Genomic DNA, 17,039 nt, shown 5'->3' with positions numbered 1-17,039 from the left:
TTTAATTGACCCGGCGGACCAGTGGTGTATAATGAAACCGGTATAATTCAGACCCAAACCCATACATTTTTGGAGGAAACGCACATGTTTGAATTTCTCATCAAAAAGCTGAAGGCCCATCCCCGGAAGATCGTGTTCACCGAGGGCACCGATCCCCGTATTCTGGAGGCTTCCGCCCGCCTGCTGTCCGGTACCTTCCTGACCCCCGTGCTGGTGGGCAACGCCGAGGAGATCCAGGCCGCCGCCGAGGAGATCGGCTTCAACATCCGCGGTGCCGAGATCGTCGATCCCGCCACCTTTGCCGACATGGACAAGATGGTTGCCGCCATGGTGGAGCTGCGCAAGGGCAAGATGACCGAGGAGCAGTGCCGCGCCGCCCTGCAGCAGGCCAACTACTTCGGCACCATGCTGGTGAAGATGGGCTACGCCGACGCCCTGCTGGGCGGCGCCACCTACTCCACCGCCGACACCGTCCGTCCCGCCCTGCAGATCATCAAGACCAAGCCCGGCAACAAGATCGTCTCCTCCTGCTTCATTCTGGTCCGTCCCTCCGCCACCGGCGAGAACGAGGTCCTGGCCATGGGCGACTGCGCCATCAACATCAAGCCCACTGAGGACGAGCTGGTGGAGATCGCCCTGGAGACCGCTGCCACCGCCAAGGTGTTCGGCATCGATCCCAAGATCGCCTTCCTGAGCTATTCCACCCTGGGCTCCGGCAAGGGTGAGGACGTGGACAAGATGCGCAACGCCTGCGCCAAGGCCAAGGCCGCCGCGCCGGATCTGGCCATGGACGGCGAGCTGCAGTTCGACGCCGCCGTCGCTCCCCGCGTGGCCCACACCAAGTGCCCCGATTCCCCCGTGGCCGGCCATGCCAACACCTTCATCTTCCCCGACATCAACGCCGGCAACATCGGCTACAAGATCGCCCAGCGCATGGGCTCCTTCGACGCGTACGGCCCCATCCTGCAGGGCCTGAACGCCCCCATCAACGACCTCAGCCGCGGCTGCAACGCCCTGGAGGTCTACTCCATGGCCATCATCACCGCCGGCCTGTGCCAGGACTGATCCTCGTACATTAACATAAAAAAAGCGGACGCCCTGAGAGCGTCCGCTTTTCTTGTATATCTCTTTCTTATAGAGCTGCATCTTCCCCCGCGGGCGGCAGAGGCGGGTCCACCGGCCGCAGGTCCCGGAAGAACCGTCCGGTTTTCCACAGCATCACCAGGTGCGCGATGGCGCAGCCCGCCAGCACCAGCGCCGCCACCAGCGCGCCCAGGAGCAGCAGGAGCGCAAAACCAAAACTGCTCCGCACGATCAGCGCCAGCACGATCAGCCCCACCAGAGCGCCCAGGCTCCAGAAGATGCACTTGCGCAGCAGCAGCCAGCTCTTCGCCAGGCTCTGCCCGGTCCCGGGCCGGAAGAGCGTGGGGCCGTCCCGGTCCGCCTGGGGCGGATCGCTCTGCTCCAGCTCCTCCGCCATGGCCCCGCAAAACTGATACGTCGCCACCATCCCCATCACCGTCACCGCCAGCGCGCCGACGAGGCCCAGTCCGATGGAAATGCCCAACACGCTCATGAGATCCGACACCGCCGGGCCGGACGCCGCACGGAACAGCGCGGGCAGCATCGCCGCGATGGCCGCCACGCCCACGATCTGGGTGGCCAGCTGCAGCCGCCACACCAGCCGCAGCCGCCCCGACAGGACCGACAGCTTCCAGTAGGCCACCAGGGCCGCGATCCCCAGGCCCAGGCTCACCGCGCTGAGGGCCAGAGAGAGCCACTGGCTCAGGGGCAGCCGGTCCGCCAGGTTCAGCGCCATACTCACAAGGCTCAGCCAGAACAGCACCGGCAGCCATTTCTCCAGGACTGGCGTCCGCCGGACCAGACCCGCCCGCCAGTCCGCCTGCCGCTTCTGCTCCTCCTGCTCCCACTGCTGCCGCAGCCGCTCCATGTCCTCCGGCTTGGGGCACTCCTGGCGGGAAGGACACTCGCCGCAGTTCTGCATTCCCTGGCTGTGGCAGCAGGCCGTCACCCGGCAGCCGCCCCACACGGGATTGCCTCCCGTCTCCAGACATCCCCGGCAGCCATACCGCTGCCGGTCCTCACAGCCCATACAGTCCCTTCCGCACACACCGGCCATGGAAATGCCTCCTTTTTCAGCGTTATCCGCTTTTTTCAGCATATCACATTTCGGCGCTCCCGTTCCTTACAAAAAGGTTACAACTGCGTCCCTTGCAAAGCCTCCGGCGGGGTGCTACACTGGTCCAAAACAGCAAGGAGGCGGGTGTATGTTCGACTATCTCATCCAAAACGCCGCCGTTCTGGACGGCTCCGGTGCCGCGGCGGTCTCCGCCGACGTGGCCCTCTCCGGCGGGTCCATCGCCGCCGTGGGAGACCTGCACGGCGCGGAGGCCCGGACGGTGATCGACGCCGCCGGGCGGTATCTGACCCCCGGCTTCATCGACATCCACCGCCACGGCGACGCCGTCATGCTGGCGGCGGACCACGGCCGGGCGGAGCTGGCCCAGGGCCTGACCACGATCCTGAACGGCAACTGCGGGCTGTCCCTGGCCCCGGTGGCGGGGCCCAACCAACAGGCGGTGCTGGACTATCTGGCCCCCATCACCGGTCCGGGGAAGGCCTTTCCCACTCTGGCGGACTACCGGGCCCGGCTCACCGCCGTCCGGCCCGCCCTCAGCGCCGGGATGCTGGTGGGCATGGGGACCCTCCGCGCCTGCGCCGCGGGCTTCGGGGCCGGCCCCCTCTCCGATGAGGCGTACCGGGCCATTCACGCCGCCCTGGAGCGGGCCCTGGCGGACGGCGCCCTGGGGGTATCACTGGGCCTTGGGTACGCGCCGGAGTGCTTTTACGACACAGAGGGCCTGATCCGGGCCCTGGCGCCCCTGCGCCGGTCCGGCCGGGTCGTCACCGTCCACATGCGCCAGGAGGGCGACGGCGTGGAGGCCGCCCTGGAGGAGATGCTGACGGCGGCAAAGGCCCTGGAGACGCCGGTGGAGATCAGCCATCTCAAGGCCATCGGCCAGCGCAACTGGCGCAGCGTCGTGCCCCGGATGCTCGCGCGAATCGCCGCGGCACGGGAGGAGGGCCTGGACGTAAGCTGCGATGTGTACCCCTACCCCGCCGGGTCCACCCAGCTGATCCACGTGCTGCCGCCGGAGTTCCTCTCGGGCGGCACGGCGGCCCTGACCGCCGCCCTCCGGGACCCGGAGCAGCGGCGGCAGATGCGGCGGCGGATGGAGACCGGCCGGGACTTTGAGAACATCGCGGATCTGGCGGGCTTTGACAACATCCTGGCCGCCTCTCTGAAGCGGCCGGAGCACCGGGCCTTTGAGGGCAGGTCCATCGCCTATATCGCCGGCGCCCAGGGGAAGGATCCCTTTGACGCATTGTTCGACCTGCTGGTGGCGGAGGACTGCGGCCCCTCCATGATCGACTTCATCGCCCACGAGGACGACATCGCGGACATTCTCCGCGCCCCCTTTTCCGGCGTGATCTCCGACGCCACCTATCCCGCCGGGCTCCTGCACCCCCGGGTGTATGGCACCTTCCCCCGGCTGCTGGAGACCTATGTGGCCCAAAGGGGCGTGCTGACACTGCCCCAGGCCGTCCACAAGATCACCCGGCAGGCGGCGGACCGCTTCGGCCTCACGAAAAAGGGCCGGATCGAGGCGGGCGCCGACGCGGACCTGTGCCTGTTCTCTCTGGAGCACATCCACGAGACGGGCACCTGGGCCGATCCGGAGCAGCTGGCGCAGGGCATGGACTACGTGTTCGTGAACGGCGTCCCCGCCGTGGCGGAGGGCCGCTTTACCGGCGCGCGGAGCGGAAAGGCCCTGTAAACCGCCGGTGCAAAGACTCTTTGCGTGACAATCCCGGTCCCTCTGCCGTACAATGGAGCCGGAAAAGGAGGGGGTGAGCCCATGCGGGACATTGGAAAAAACATCCGCGCTCTGCGGACCCGGCGGGGCCTGAGCCAGGATCAGCTGGCGGAGGCCCTCCACGTCACCCGGCAGACGGTCTCCAACTACGAGACCGGCCGATCCCGGCCGGACGTGGAGATGCTGACGGCCCTGGCGGAGGCCCTGGGCGCCGACGTGACGGAGGTCCTCTACGGTCCGGCGCAGACGGACCGGACCGCCCGGCTGCGGCGTGTGGCGGCGGGAGCAGTGGTGAGCGCGCTGCTGCTGGCCCTGGTCTGGTGGGGCGGGCGGCAGGCCGCAGACCTCTTTGAGCGGACGAACATCTCCGCTCCCTTCTTCCTGTGCAAGCTGATCCTGCTGCCCCTGTCCCTGGTGGCCCTGGGGTGGACGGCGGCCCAGGGCGCCCTGGCGCTGCTGAACGCCCGTCCCCCGGACCGTCCCTGGGCGGCGTGGACCCGCCGGGGTATCCTGGCGGTGCTGGCGGTATGGCTGCTGGCCATGCTGCCGCTGACGGTATCCCTGATCCAGGGCACGCTGGAGCTGCTGGCGCTGCGGAGCGCCGGGGGCGGGTATTCCTTCAGTCAGGAGATCCCCGCCAATCCCATCTCCCTGTTCACCGTCCGTCACACGGGCCTGCTGCCGCCCCTTTCGTTTCTGGCGGGAGTCGTACTGGGTCTGCTGGGCTTTCCCGGGCGGAGAAAGCCGCCGGAGCAATAAACAAACAGCGGGAGAGGCGTTTGCCTCTCCCGCTGCTCTTTCCTTTTTATACAGACAGCGACTCCGCCAGAACCAGGCCGGGGTTGTGCTTGGTCAGGAAGCCCACGGACCACTCGCCGCCGAAGGCGATCAGCAGCCGGCCCTTGAAGTCCTCCAGCAGCGCCGCGCCGGTGCAGAGGACCAGGTCGGCGGGCTCGCAGGGGCACTCGGTCACCACCCGCAGGTGGTCGAAGGGCAATCCCTCCATCCGCAGCTCCACGCCGTACTCGCTGCGCATGCGGTACTGGAACACGTCAAACTGCAGCGTGCCCACCACGCCCACGATGACCTCCTCCAGACCGGCGCCGGGGACCTTGAAGATCTGGATGGCGCCCTCCTGGGCGATCTGCTCCGTGCCCTTGATGAACTGCTTGCGCTTCATGGTGTCCATGGGGCTGACCCGCATGAAGTGCTCCGGCTCGAAGGTGGGGATGCCGGAGAAGCGGAACTTCTTGCCGGGCACGGTGATGGTGTCGCCGATGGAAAAAAGGCCCGGGTCGAACACGCCGATGATGTCCCCGGCGTAGGCCTCGTCCACGATCTCCCGCTCCGCGGCCATCATCTGCTGGGGCTGGGAAAGGCGCAGCTTCTTGCCGCTTTGCACGTGGTAGTACTCCGTCTCCCGCTTGAACTTGCCGGAGCAGATCCGCATGAAGGCCAGCCGGTCCCGGTGGGCCTTGTTCATGTTGGCCTGGATCTTGAACACGAAGGCGGAGAAGTCCTCGGAGAACACGTCCACCTCCCCCTGGTCGCTGACCCGGGGCAGGGGCGGCGTGGTCATCTGGAGGAAGGCCTCCAGGAAGGGCTCCACACCGAAGTTGGTGAGTGCGGAGCCGAAGAACACCGGGGAGAGGGTGCCGTTGCGCACGGCCTTGAGGTCGAACTCCCGTCCGGCCCCCAGCAGCTCCACTTCCTCCCGCAGGGCGGCAGCCCGGGTCTCGCCGATGGTGTGGTCCACCACCTCGTCCTCCAGGTCCACCTCCATGGCGGCGGCCTTTTTGGCGTGGCCCTCGCCGGAGAAGAAGAGGATGTGCTTTTTCTGGCGGTCGTAGACGCCCTGGAACTCCCGGCCGCAGCCGATGGGCCAGTTGACGGGATAGGTGTCGATACCCAGCTCCCGCTCCACCTCTTCGCACAGCTCCAGAGGGTCCCGGGTCTCCCGGTCCATCTTGTTGATGAAGGTGAAGATGGGGATGTGCCGCAGGGCGCAGACCTTGAAGAGCTTGCGGGTCTGGGGCTCCACGCCCTTGGCCCCGTCGATGACCATGACGGCGCTGTCCGCCGCCATGAGGGTGCGGTAGGTGTCCTCGGAGAAGTCCTGGTGGCCGGGGGTATCCAGGATGTTGACGCAGAAGCCGTCGTGCTGGAACTGCAGTACCGAGGACGTGACGGAGATGCCGCGCTGCTTCTCGATCTCCATCCAGTCCGACGTGGCGGCCCGGGCCCGCTTGCCCTTGACCTCGCCGGCCTGGGCGATGGCCCCGCCGTACAGCAGGAATTTTTCCGTCAGGGTGGTCTTGCCGGCGTCGGGGTGGGAGATGATGGCGAAGGTCCGCCGCCGGGTGATCTCTTCATTCAGGGTGGGCATATGTTTCCTCCTCTTTCTCAGGAACCCGCTTTCACCGGCAGGGAAGACCCCGGGCGTTCCCTGCCCGTGAACACGGGTTCTCGACTGTTCAATGTATCATACTCCGCGGCGGTTTGCAAGATTTTCCCGTCTGTTCGGCATTGGAACAAAAAAACGGTGTTTTCATCTTCCCCACCCGGCCTCCCGGTGATACACTGGAAGCAGAATCGGAAAAAGGAGGACTGTACATGGCTTGCGACAACACCCGTCCCTGCCCCTGCACCTACAACTGCCCCCGGCACGGCAAGTGCTGTGAGTGCGTGGCCCACCATCGGGACCACGGCGAGGGGGTCCCCGGCTGCTTCTTCTCTCCGGAGGCGGAGGCCACCTACGACCGCAGCGTGGAGGCTCTGGCCCGGGACCGGGGGCTGCTGTGAAAAACGCGCTCCTGACGCAAGACCGGCCCGCCGCTGAAAGCGGCGGGCCGGTCTTTTATTCCTCCGTATCCAGGGTCCGCAGGCCGGCCAGTCCGCTGACCGGCAGGGAGAACACCAGGGACTGGGCCTTGCTGTTCATGCCTGCCTGGTCCATGACGGCCTTCATGATGGGCTTTTTGTCCTCCACCCGGGCCAGGATGAAGATCAACTCCCGCTCCGAGGCGATGGACACCCCGAAAAACCGCTTGGCCAGCTCCGTGCCGGTGCCCTTGGCGTGAACGGCGGTGCCGCCGGTGGCCCCGGCGGCCCTGGCAGCATCCATGACCTGGTCCGTATAGCCCTGATTGGTAATGACCACGATCAACTCGTGGGTTTTCTCTTGCTCCGTCATGGGGGACTCTCCCTCCTGCTGATGCAGCAGATATTCCTTGGCGGTCCGCCCGCCGATGCTGTCCACCGGCACCGCCATCAGTACGCCGTTGCCCGGCACGTCCAGCCACAGCTCCCGCGCCGCCCGGCGGATCAGGCGGGGGGACCGGGGCGCCACGCACAGCAGCACGGCCTTCTCTGAATCCTCCAGCCCCAGGCAGTCCAGGATCTCCGTGGTAGCGGTGCCCCGGCCCAGCGCCGTCAGCACCAGGGGAATGTCCTGGCTGCAAAACCAGGCGGTGAAGTCCTCGCACCGGTCCCGGTCGGTGATGGTGATGATGAGATCCACTCCCTGCATAGGCGTCCCTCCTCTCTTAAGGTTCTCACAGATCGATGATCTCCTCGTCCTGGACCTGCGCCTGGGCCTCCGCCCGGCGGAGCTTGCTCTGATACAGCAGGCCCAGCATCTGAATGGTCAGCAGCGGCGTCATAGCCACCATGGCCACCACGCCGAAGGCGTCGGTGACTACGTTGCCGCCCAGGGCCTCACAGGCGCCCATGGCAAAGGGCAGCAGGAAGGTGGCGGTCATGGGACCGGAGGCCACGCCGCCGGAGTCGAAGGCGATGGCCGTGAAGATCCGGGGCACGAAAAACGACATGACGATGGCCGCCAGATATCCCGGCACCAAAAAGGCGTAAATGGACACGCCGGTCATGACCCGCACCATGGCAAGGCCGATGGACACGGCCACGCCCACGGACAGGCTGGTGCTCATGGCCTTTCCGGGGATAGCACCGGAGGTGATCTCCTCCACCTGCTTGTTGAGCACATGGACCGCGGGCTCCGCCTGGACAATGAACCAGCCCATCAGCATGCCGATGGGCACAAGGATCCAGTTGTAGGGCAGGCCGGCGATCTGGCGGCCCAGATAGCTGCCCGCCGGCATGAAGCCCACGTTGACGCCGGTGAGAAACAGTACCAGCCCCAGATCAGTATATAGGATGCCCACGACGATTTTCAACACCTTTTTCCGCTTCAGCTTCAGGGCAAACACCTGAAACAGGGCGAAAAAGGCAGCAATGGGGGCAAGGCACACGGCCACCTCTTCCAGATAGGCGGGGAACCCCTCCTCAAACAGGCGCCACAGCGCCCGGCTGTCCGCCGCGTCGGGCAGGGCCACCGGGGTATAGGTCCCGGCAGCGGGATAGATCATGGCCAGGATCAGCACGGCCAAAATGGGACCGATGGAACACAGGGCCACCAGGCCGAAGCTGTCCTGCGAGGCATTCTCGTCGCTGCGGATGGAGGATACGCCCAGGCCCAGGGCCATGATGAAGGGCACGGTCATGGGGCCTGTGGTCACGCCGCCGGAGTCAAAGGCGATAGCCAGGAAATCCTCGGGCACCAGCAGCGTCAGACCGAACACCGCAATGTAAAACACGATCAGGATGCGGCTGAGGGGAATGCGGAAAAGGATGCGCAGCAGGGCGATCACCAAAAACACACCCACGCCCAGGGCCACGGCGCCGACCAGCAGGGCGTTGGGTACGCCGGGCACCTGGGTGGCCAGCACCTGCAGGTCCGGCTCCGACACGGTGACGATAACGCCGATCAAAAAGCCCACCAGGACCACCACCCACAGCTTCCGGGACCGGGTCATGTGGGCGCCCACCCGCTCGCCGATGGGGGTCATGGCGGTGTCCGCACCCAGGGTGAACAGCCCCATGCCCACGATCAGCAGCGCCGCGCCGACCAGAAAAGCCAGCAGCGTGGCCGTGGGAAGAGGGGCCACGGTAAAACTCAGCACCAGCACAATGGCGGTAATGGGCACCACGGAGGCCAGAGCCTCCCGAATCTTTTCCCCCAGGATGGTCCGGTTGCGGTCCAGCCGCTCCCGCCAGATCATTTTTTTCTTCCAGGGCAGCGCCATCGCCTCCTTTCCAGGTCTTAGAAAGTTTATTATACCGAACGCTTCACCCGCGTGGCAAGAAGAGAATCGCACCTTTCAAAATTTTTTACAGTTTCTTGGCAAGGTTTTCTTTCGGACCGACTCGTGCTATAATAGTTTTATTCCGGCGGAGGCCGGAAAGTCTCCATACAGGGAAGTGACCTCTCATGAAAACCGCTCTGGTGCTGGAGGGCGGCGCCTTCCGCACCATTTTCTCCTCCGGCGTGTGCGACGCCTTTCTGGACGCGGGACTGCCCATGCCCGACTATACGGTGGGCGTCTCCGCCGGCATGGCCTACGGCGTCAGCTACCTCTCCCGGCAAAAGCGCCGGAATCTGAAGCTGCTGATGCACTATGCCAACGACCGCCGCTACATGGGTCTGCGGAACTGGATCAACCCCCGCAACCGCTGCTACTTTGGCCTGGAATTCGCCTATGAGACCATTCCCAACCGGCTGGTACCCTTTGATTACGACACCTTCGCCGCCTATCCGGGCCTGGCGGAGGCCGTGGTCACAGACTTGACCTCCGGCCGGGCGGCCTATCTGCAGGTGCCCCGGCGGGATGATAAATTCCTGCTGCTCCAGGCCACCTGCGCCATCCCGCTGCTGTTTCCGCCCATCGTCATCGACGGCGTGCCCTACCTGGACGGCGGCTGCGCCGACGCCATCCCCTGGCGCCGGGCCCTGGAGCTGGGCTGCGACCGGCTGGTGGTAGTGCTGACCCGGGAGCGCGGCTACCGCAAGCAGCCGGACCATGCGGGGGCGGTGATGGAGCGCGCCTTCCGGAAGTACCCGGCGTTCCTCCACACCCTGTCCGACCGGGCGGAGCGATACAACCGGTGCCGGGAGGAGCTCTTTGCCCTGGAAAAGGCGGGGAAGGCGCTGGTGATTGCCCCCAAGAGCACCCAGGGCTTCTCCCGTATGGAACGGGACACCCGGAAGATCCTGGCGCTGTGGCAGGACGGCTATTTTGCCGGCCGGGACGCCGCCGGCGCGGTCCGGCAGCTATGGACCAGCGACTCCTCTGTTTGAACAGTTTTCCGAGACAGCACCTCCGCCAGGAGGTGCTGCTTCTCTTTTGCACAAATGCAAACGGTTTCGTTGTGCACTCTGCCGATCATTTTACGCAAATTTTGCGAAATCTTGTCCACCCCCCTTCCCAGCAGGTTTTTTTACATATATAATGGTGGCGCGCCATACATAGAATGGATCACCGCCGCCCCCCCTTGGGCGGCGCGAAAAACGGAGAGGATCGACGACATGGACATTTTTTCCATCTTTACCCTCTGCGGCGGCCTGGCTTTCTTCCTCTACGGCATGACCACCATGTCCAAGAGTCTGGAGAAGATGGCCGGCGGCAAGCTGGAGCGGATGCTCAAGCGCATGACCTCCAACCCCTTCAAAAGCCTGCTGCTGGGAGCGGGCATCACCATCGCCATCCAGTCCTCCTCGGCCATGACGGTGATGCTGGTGGGCCTGGTGAATTCCGGCGTCATGGAGCTGGGTCAGACCATCGGGGTCATCATGGGGTCCAACATCGGCACCACACTCACCGCCTGGATCCTGGCCCTGACGGGGATCGAGAGCGAGAATGTCTTTGTGAATCTCCTGAAGCCGGAGAACTTCTCCCCCCTGCTGGCTCTGGCGGGCATCATCCTCATCATGGGCTCCAAGAAGCAACGCCGCCGGGACATCGGACGGATCCTGGTGGGCTTCGCCATTTTGATGTACGGCATGGAGCTGATGAAGCAGGCCGTCAGTCCCCTGGCGGATATGCCGGAGTTCTCCAGCCTCCTCACCGCCTTCAACAATCCCCTTCTGGGCGTGGCCGTGGGCGCCGTCTTTACCGGCGTCATCCAGTCCTCCGCTGCCTCCGTGGGCATCTTGCAGGCCCTGGCCCTGACCGGCTCCATCACCTACGGCATGGCCATTCCCATCATCATGGGCCAGAACATCGGCACCTGCGTCACCGCCCTTTTGAGCTCCATCGGCGTCAACCGCAACGCCAAGCAGGTGGCCGTCATCCACATCTCCTTTAATATTATCGGCACCGTGGTGTGTCTGATCCTCTTTTACGGCGGCAATCTGCTGCTGGACTTCGCCTTCATGGACGCCGCTGTGGGTGCCGTGGGCATCGCCTTCTGCCACACCGTATTCAATGTGTTCACCACCCTCATTTTGCTGCCCTTCTCCCGCCAGCTGGAACAGCTGGCGCGGAGGGTGGTCCGCAGCGAACGCGCCGGCGAGCAGTTTGCCTTCCTGGATCCCCTGCTGCTGCGCACCCCCGGCGTGGCCATCAATGAGAGCGTGGCCATGGCCAACCGGATGGGCCAGCTGGCCCACGAAAACCTGCTGCTGGCTCTGGAACAGCTGGACCGCTGGAGCGAGGAGCGGGAGGCTCTGATTGTGGAAAATGAGGACAAGCTGGACATTTACGAGGACCACATCAGCAACTACCTGGTGGAGGTGTCCCAGCACGGCGTGTCCATGGACGACATCCGCACGGTCTCCCGGCTGCTCCACGCAGTGGGCGACTTTGAGCGTATCGGCGACCACGCCCTGAACATCCAGGACTCCGCCCGGGAGCTCCACGACAAGGACCTGGCCTTCTCCGGCAGCGCCGAGGCCGAGCTGGGCGTGCTGATCGCCGCCCTGCGGGATATCTTGGACAATGCCTTCCACTGTTTCCAGGCCGACGATCCTGCAGATGCCGCGGCGGTGGAGCCCCTGGAGGAAACCATCGACCAGCTGATCGAGGCCATCCGGGACCGGCATATCCGCCGGCTCCAGTCCGGTCAGTGTACCATTCAGATGGGCTTTGTGCTCAACGACCTGCTGACCAACTGCGAGCGCGTCTCCGACCACTGCTCCAACATCGCCGTGTCCGTGATTCAGGAGCACGACGGCGGTCTGGACAGCCATACCTATCTCCACAGCGTCAAAACCGGCAGCTCCTTCGACGAGGATCTGCGCAGGGATCTGCGCAAATACCGCCTGCCGGAGGAATCCTGACGGACAAGCCTCCGCGCCCCCGGTGAAAGCCGGGGGCGTCTTTTTGTTCGGCGCGCATAAAACCGTCCCCTCCGGCGGAAACTGTTCCCAACCAATTTGTACGGGAGGGAACCGCTATGTCTGTGGATTTCGCAAACAGCGAGACGCTGAAAAACCTTATGCGGGCCTTTGCCGGCGAGAGCCAGGCCCGCAACCGCTACACCTTCGCCGCCGCCCAGTGCCGCGCCCAGGGTCTGCATGTGCTGGAGGCGGTGTTTCAGTTCACCGCTCACCAGGAGAAGGAGCATGCGGAGATCTTCTACCGGCACATGAAGCCCTTTGCCGGAGGCACCGTCCACATTGACGGCGGCTATCCGGTGGACCTGACTGAGGACCCGGTGGTCCTGCTGCGCCGTGCCCGCCACGGAGAGTATCAGGAGCATCAGGAGATCTACCCGGCCTTCGCCGAAACCGCCCGGCAGGAGGGCTTTGACCGGATCGCCGCTTCTTTTCAGCTGATCGCCGCCATCGAACAGTCCCACGGTGACCGCTTCGGCGCCCTGGCCGATCTCCTGGAGCAGGGGAAGCTGTTCTCCGGCGGCGCGGGGCAGGGCTGGCTGTGTCTCAACTGCGGCCACATCCACCAGGGTCCCGCCGCTCCCGGCGCTTGCCCGGTCTGCGGACACAACCAGGGATTCTTTCTGCGGCTGGAGGCAGCCCCTTTCGGAAGTCCCGGCGGGGTGCAGTAAGTGCCCCGCGCCTGTATATTCACTCAAATATTCACGTTTTCCTCCCTTCTCTCTGCGGCTTGCTGCGGAGAGAAGGGCATTTTTGCCACTTTTTTTCAAATTCTCTTCCAGGTTTTTGGACTATTTCAAATATTTATTCACTTTTCTGTGAGAAAGTATTGACAAGCCCATAGGGAAGTGATAAGGTATGCGTGTTCCGAAGGCGGACCTGTCCCGCTCCGGTCCCATTGGAAAACGCCCCGCTCACCGCGGGAGCACATGAAAAGAAGGAAGATATCATGAAGAAGTTATTTGCTCTGCTGCTGACGCTGGCCATGGTCCTGAGCCTGGCTGCCTGCGGCGGCGACAGCACCGAGACCACCGAGGAGACCACTGAGGACACCCAGACCGAGGAGACCACCGACTCCACCGGTACTGCGGATTTCACCACCGTCGAAGAGGGGAAGCTCATCATGAGCACCAACGCCGCCTTCCCTCCCTATGAGATGACCGACGACTCCGGCGCCGTGGTGGGCATCGACGCCGACATTGCCGCCGCCATCGCTGAGAAGCTGGGCCTGGAGCTGCAGATCGACGACATGGACTTTGACTCCGCCCTCCTGGCCGTCCAGCAGGGCAAGAGCGACATCGTCATGGCCGGCGTGTCCATCACCGACGACCGCCTGCTGGTCATGGACTTCACCGACAGCTATGCCACCGGCGTGCAGGTGGTCATCGTCAAGGAGGGCTCCGACGTGACCATGGACAACCTGGGCGAGAAGATGATCGGCACCCAGCGCGGCACCACCGGCTACATCTATGCCTCCGACACCCCGGAGAACGGCGGTTACGGCGAGGACCATGTGGTGGCCTATGACAACGGCATCACCGCCGTCCAGGCCCTGATGAACGGCCAGGTGGACTGCGTCATCATTGACAACGGCCCCGCTCAGGAGTTTGTGGCTGCCAACGCCGGATTGACCATCCTGGAGACCCCCTGGGTGGAGGAGCAGTACTCCATCGGTGTCAACAAGGGCAACACCGCCCTGCTGGATGCCGTGAACGGCGCCCTCAATGAGCTGATCGCCGACGGCACCGTCCAGTCCATCATCGACAGCTATATCACCGCCGAGTAATCGGTCCCCGGCAAACCAAAAAGGGCGGCTCCTGCCGCCCTTTTTTCGGCATATCCCCAACCAAACAGAAAGAGAGAGGTGATCCCCTGTGGATCTGGCAGCCTATTACGAGCTGTGGAAGCCCATGCTGGCCGGCGGCGCGGACCTGGCCTGGTGGCAGGAGTTCTTTGTCAAGTTCTATCAGGCATTTTTGGAAGCGGACCGCTGGAAGCAGTACATCGGCGGCGTGGGCACCACCCTGGTGACGACCGCCCTGGCCCTTGCCATCGGCATCGCCCTGGGCGTGCTGGTGGCCATGATCCGCACTGCCCACGACCAGCAGCGCCCCGGTATCCACAATCCCACCCTGGGTGCGGCCAATGTCGTGGCAAAGGTATATGTCACCATCATCCGCGGCACTCCCATGATGGTACAGCTGCTCATCATGGGCCTGGTCATCTTCAAGTCCAGCCGGAACTTTACCGCCGTGGGCGCCCTGACCCTGGGCATCAACTCCGGCGCCTACGTGGCGGAGATTATCCGGGGCGGCCTCATGAGCCTGGACCCCGGCCAGAGCGAGGCGGGCCGGTCCCTGGGCCTCGGGTATCTGGACACCATGCGCTTTATCGTCATTCCCCAGGCCTTCAAGGCCATTCTGCCGGCCCTGGGCAATGAGTTCATCATCCTGCTCAAGGACACCTCTCTCATCACCTGCATCGGCGGCAAGGAACTGCTCTATGCCGCCCAGGGCATCTACGGCCGGACTTATGAGGCCATGTTCCCCCTGATCGGCACCGCCTGCATCTACCTGGTGCTGGTCATGGTGTTCTCCTGGCTGCAGGGCAAGCTGGAAAGGAGGCTGCGTCAAAGTGATCGACGTTAAAAACCTCAGCAAGTCCTTTGGGGACCACCTGGTACTGGACAACCTGAGCCAGCACATCTACCCCGGCGAGAAGGTAGTGGTCATCGGGCCCTCCGGCTCCGGCAAGTCCACCTTCCTGCGGTGTCTGAACCTGCTGGAGATCCCCACTGCCGGCACCATTACCTTCGACGGCCACGAGATCACCGACCCCAAGGCCGACATCGACAAGCTGCGCCAGCAGATGGGCATGGTGTTCCAGCACTTCAACCTGTTCCCCAACATGACCATCCGGAAGAACATCACCCTGGCCCCGGTGCGCACCAAGCTCATGACCCAGGCCGAGGCGGACGATACCGCCACCGCCCTGCTCAAACGGGTGGGCCTGGAGGAGAAGGCCGACGCCTACCCTGCCCAGCTCTCCGGCGGCCAGAAGCAGCGCATCGCCATCGTCCGTGCCCTGGCCATGAAACCCAAGGTCATGCTCTTTGACGAGCCCACCTCCGCCCTGGACCCCGAGATGGTGGGCGAGGTGCTGGACGTGATGAAGGAGCTGGCCCGGGACGGCATGACCATGGTGGTGGTCACCCACGAGATGGGCTTTGCCCGGGAGGTGGCCAGCCGGGTACTGTTTATGGACGAGGGCCATATTCTGGAAGAAGCTCCCCCGGAGCAGATCTTCTCCCATCCCCAAAATCCCAGACTGCAGGACTTCCTCAGCAAGGTGCTGTAACCCCTGGAGGACGCGCAGATATGCGCGTCCTCTTTTTTTGCGTGGTTTTTGCGTGAAGTTTGCCTGGAGTTTGCGCTGTGGCAGATGTTTCCATTTTAAAACAGCTAAAAATTTTTCTTCTTTCCAAAATTTTTGTTTGCTTTTATTAAAATACATGTTATGATAGAATCAACTTTAGAAAACCTCACAGTTCTGCCTGCCCGAAAGGAGTCCTGACTATGGATCGCCCCGCCACCGGCCGGGAGCTGCTTTTCCAGTTCCACGGCGTCCCTCCCATCGGCACCTCCGTTTCCCTGGCATTACAGCATCTGGTCGCCATGATCGTGGGCTGCGTCACGCCCCCTATCATGATCGCCAGCGCCATCGGACTGTCTTTATCGGATCAGGTCCTGCTGATCCAGGCGTCTCTGGTGATGTCCGCTGTATGTACGCTGCTGCAGCTCTACCCCATCGGCGGGCGGTTCGGCTCCGGCCTGCCGGTGATTTTGGGCGTCAGCTTTGCCTACGTGCCCAGCATGCAGGCCATTGCCGCCAGCGGCGGCGGCGTCGCGGCCATTGCCGGCGCCATGATCGTGGGCGGCATCGTTGCCGTCCTGGTTGGCCTTTTCGTCAAGAAGATCCGGCTGCTGTTCCCGCCGGTGATCACCGGCACGGTGGTATTCACCATCGGTCTGTCCCTGTATCCCACCGCCATCAACTACATGGCTGGCGGAACCGCCAACACCCTGGAGTCCGTCACCGCCAAGGGGCTGCCGGAGGCGCTGGCCTACGGCTCCTGGCAGAACTGGCTGATCGCCGCGCTGACCCTGGCGGCGGTGCTGATTCTCAACAACAAGGCCAAGGGCCTGTGCCGTCTGGCCTCCATTTTGATCGGCATGCTCTTCGGCTATGTGGTGGCTCTGTGCTTCGGCATGGTGAGCTTTGCCGACGTGGGCGGCGCTGCCTGGTTCTCCCTGCCCCGGTTCATGCACTTCGGCGTTTCCTTCGACCTGTCCTCCTGCGTGGCCATCGGGCTGCTGTTCGCCATCAACTCCATCCAGGCCATCGGCGACTTCACCGCTACCACCGTGGGCGGCATGAACCGGGAGCCCACCGACAAGGAGCTCCAGGGCGGCATCGTGGCCTACGGCGTCAGCAACATCCTGACCGCCCTCTTCGGCGGCCTGCCCACCGCTACATACTCCCAGAACGTGGGCATCGTCACCACCAATAAGGTGGTCAACCGGACCGTCTTTGCCCTGACCGGCGCCTTTTTGCTGCTGGCAGGCCTGTCTCCCAAGTTCGCCGCCGTGCTGACCACCATTCCCCAGTGCGTGCTGGGCGGCGCCACCATCACCGTGTTCTCCACCATTGCCATGACCGGCATGAAGCTGATCGCCTCCCAGGACCTGACGGCCCGGAACACCACCATCGTGGGCCTGTCTGCCGCTCTGGGCGTGGGCATCTCCCAGGCCAGCGCATCCCTGAGCCAGTTCCCCGACAGCTTCACCATGATCTTCGGCAAGTCCCCGGTGGTCATCGCCACCATCATGGCGGTGCTGCTGAACCTGATTCTGCCCAAGGATGGGAAACACTGAACCGCCGCATCTGCA

The 17,039-nt window shown here is 64.0% G+C and carries 15 protein-coding genes; 11 read left to right on the top strand and 4 right to left on the bottom strand.

Translation table 11 applies throughout. The features are described from left to right. The first annotated feature begins 84 nt into the window (after positions 1-84). Positions 85-1,065, top strand: coding sequence for a phosphate acetyltransferase (gene pta, locus KFE19_11295; GenBank protein QUO36991.1), 981 nt, complete (start codon positions 85-87; stop codon positions 1,063-1,065). Positions 1,066-1,132: 67 nt separating this feature from the next. Here pta and KFE19_11290 read toward each other — a convergent pair whose 3' ends face one another. Continuing rightward, positions 1,133-2,140 carry a DUF3795 domain-containing protein gene (locus tag KFE19_11290; GenBank protein QUO36990.1) on the bottom strand — a complete coding sequence of 336 codons (1,008 nt, stop codon included), beginning with the start codon at positions 2,138-2,140 and terminating at the stop codon, positions 1,133-1,135. A gap of 148 nt (positions 2,141-2,288) precedes the next feature. Here KFE19_11290 and KFE19_11285 point away from each other — a divergent pair, with 148 nt between their 5' ends. Together KFE19_11285 and KFE19_11280 are read left to right on the top strand one after the other, a co-directional pair. Further along, entirely contained in the window at positions 2,289-3,860 is a 1,572-nt protein-coding gene (locus KFE19_11285; GenBank protein QUO36989.1) for an amidohydrolase family protein, read from the top strand. Between the two features lie 81 nt (positions 3,861-3,941). Next, on the top strand, positions 3,942-4,658 hold the full coding sequence (locus tag KFE19_11280) for a helix-turn-helix transcriptional regulator (GenBank protein QUO36988.1): 717 nt from the start codon (positions 3,942-3,944) through the stop codon (positions 4,656-4,658). Between the two features lie 46 nt (positions 4,659-4,704). Here the strand turns inward: KFE19_11280 and KFE19_11275 are convergent, their stop codons facing one another. Further along, positions 4,705-6,285 (bottom strand): peptide chain release factor 3, encoded by a 1,581-nt coding sequence (locus KFE19_11275; GenBank protein ID QUO36987.1) that lies wholly within the window; start codon positions 6,283-6,285, stop codon positions 4,705-4,707. A 227-nt stretch (positions 6,286-6,512) separates the two neighbouring features. On the opposite strand from KFE19_11275, the gene KFE19_11270 reads away from it, so the two are divergent. Continuing rightward, a complete protein-coding gene (locus KFE19_11270) occupies positions 6,513-6,701 on the top strand; it encodes a hypothetical protein (GenBank protein ID QUO36986.1) in 189 nt (62 codons plus the stop codon). A gap of 55 nt (positions 6,702-6,756) precedes the next feature. Here the strand turns inward: KFE19_11270 and KFE19_11265 are convergent, their stop codons facing one another. Both KFE19_11265 and KFE19_11260 read right to left on the bottom strand, forming a co-directional pair. Next, entirely contained in the window at positions 6,757-7,428 is a 672-nt protein-coding gene (locus KFE19_11265) for a P-II family nitrogen regulator (GenBank protein ID QUO36985.1), read from the bottom strand. A 25-nt stretch (positions 7,429-7,453) separates the two neighbouring features. After that, positions 7,454-8,977: a DUF1538 domain-containing protein gene (locus tag KFE19_11260; GenBank protein ID QUO39607.1), complete on the bottom strand. Its 1,524-nt coding sequence runs from the start codon at positions 8,975-8,977 to the stop codon at positions 7,454-7,456. Positions 8,978-9,186: 209 nt separating this feature from the next. Here KFE19_11260 and KFE19_11255 point away from each other — a divergent pair, with 209 nt between their 5' ends. From KFE19_11255 to KFE19_11225, 7 genes are all read left to right on the top strand, one after another. Continuing rightward, a complete protein-coding gene (locus tag KFE19_11255) occupies positions 9,187-10,053 on the top strand; it encodes a patatin family protein (GenBank protein QUO36984.1) in 867 nt (288 codons plus the stop codon). A gap of 228 nt (positions 10,054-10,281) precedes the next feature. Further along, positions 10,282-12,033, top strand: coding sequence for a Na/Pi cotransporter family protein (locus tag KFE19_11250; GenBank protein ID QUO36983.1), 1,752 nt, complete (start codon positions 10,282-10,284; stop codon positions 12,031-12,033). 116 nt (positions 12,034-12,149) lie between these two features. Beyond that, positions 12,150-12,761, top strand: coding sequence for a rubrerythrin family protein (locus tag KFE19_11245; GenBank protein QUO36982.1), 612 nt, complete (start codon positions 12,150-12,152; stop codon positions 12,759-12,761). Between the two features lie 278 nt (positions 12,762-13,039). Further along, the gene (locus KFE19_11240; GenBank protein ID QUO36981.1) at positions 13,040-13,876 is read left to right on the top strand and encodes an amino acid ABC transporter substrate-binding protein; all 837 of its coding nucleotides are present in this window, start codon (positions 13,040-13,042) and stop codon (positions 13,874-13,876) included. A gap of 94 nt (positions 13,877-13,970) precedes the next feature. Next, positions 13,971-14,738 (top strand): amino acid ABC transporter permease, encoded by a 768-nt coding sequence (locus KFE19_11235; GenBank protein QUO39606.1) that lies wholly within the window; start codon positions 13,971-13,973, stop codon positions 14,736-14,738. After that, positions 14,725-15,447 carry an amino acid ABC transporter ATP-binding protein gene (locus KFE19_11230; protein ID QUO36980.1) on the top strand — a complete coding sequence of 241 codons (723 nt, stop codon included), beginning with the start codon at positions 14,725-14,727 and terminating at the stop codon, positions 15,445-15,447. The genes KFE19_11235 and KFE19_11230 overlap by 14 nt, the downstream gene beginning before the upstream one ends. Before the next feature lie 218 nt (positions 15,448-15,665). Next, the gene (locus KFE19_11225) at positions 15,666-17,024 is read left to right on the top strand and encodes a purine permease (GenBank protein QUO36979.1); all 1,359 of its coding nucleotides are present in this window, start codon (positions 15,666-15,668) and stop codon (positions 17,022-17,024) included. The last annotated feature ends 15 nt before the right edge of the window (positions 17,025-17,039 follow it).

The organism is Dysosmobacter sp. Marseille-Q4140 (assembly GCA_018228705.1).
Classification (GTDB): domain Bacteria; phylum Bacillota; class Clostridia; order Oscillospirales; family Oscillospiraceae; genus Oscillibacter.
This window is presented reverse-complemented; position numbering and strand designations above follow the sequence as displayed.

Bases quoted from the DNA above. Each gene is read 5' to 3' on its own strand.
- KFE19_11275 (QUO36987.1), bottom strand. From the start codon at position 6,285: ATGCCCACCCTGAATGAAGAGATCACCCGGCGGCGGACCTTCGCCATC.
- KFE19_11250 (QUO36983.1), top strand. From the start codon at position 10,282: ATGGACATTTTTTCCATCTTTACCCTCTGCGGCGGCCTGGCTTTCTTC.
- KFE19_11270 (QUO36986.1), top strand. From the start codon at position 6,513: ATGGCTTGCGACAACACCCGTCCCTGCCCCTGCACCTACAACTGCCCC.
- KFE19_11255 (QUO36984.1), top strand. From the start codon at position 9,187: ATGAAAACCGCTCTGGTGCTGGAGGGCGGCGCCTTCCGCACCATTTTC.
- KFE19_11285 (QUO36989.1), top strand. From the start codon at position 2,289: ATGTTCGACTATCTCATCCAAAACGCCGCCGTTCTGGACGGCTCCGGT.
- KFE19_11260 (QUO39607.1), bottom strand. From the start codon at position 8,977: ATGATCTGGCGGGAGCGGCTGGACCGCAACCGGACCATCCTGGGGGAA.
- KFE19_11290 (QUO36990.1), bottom strand. From the start codon at position 2,140: ATGGCCGGTGTGTGCGGAAGGGACTGTATGGGCTGTGAGGACCGGCAG.
- pta (QUO36991.1), top strand. From the start codon at position 85: ATGTTTGAATTTCTCATCAAAAAGCTGAAGGCCCATCCCCGGAAGATC.
- KFE19_11245 (QUO36982.1), top strand. From the start codon at position 12,150: ATGTCTGTGGATTTCGCAAACAGCGAGACGCTGAAAAACCTTATGCGG.
- KFE19_11240 (QUO36981.1), top strand. From the start codon at position 13,040: ATGAAGAAGTTATTTGCTCTGCTGCTGACGCTGGCCATGGTCCTGAGC.
- KFE19_11280 (QUO36988.1), top strand. From the start codon at position 3,942: ATGCGGGACATTGGAAAAAACATCCGCGCTCTGCGGACCCGGCGGGGC.
- KFE19_11265 (QUO36985.1), bottom strand. From the start codon at position 7,428: ATGCAGGGAGTGGATCTCATCATCACCATCACCGACCGGGACCGGTGC.
- KFE19_11225 (QUO36979.1), top strand. From the start codon at position 15,666: ATGGATCGCCCCGCCACCGGCCGGGAGCTGCTTTTCCAGTTCCACGGC.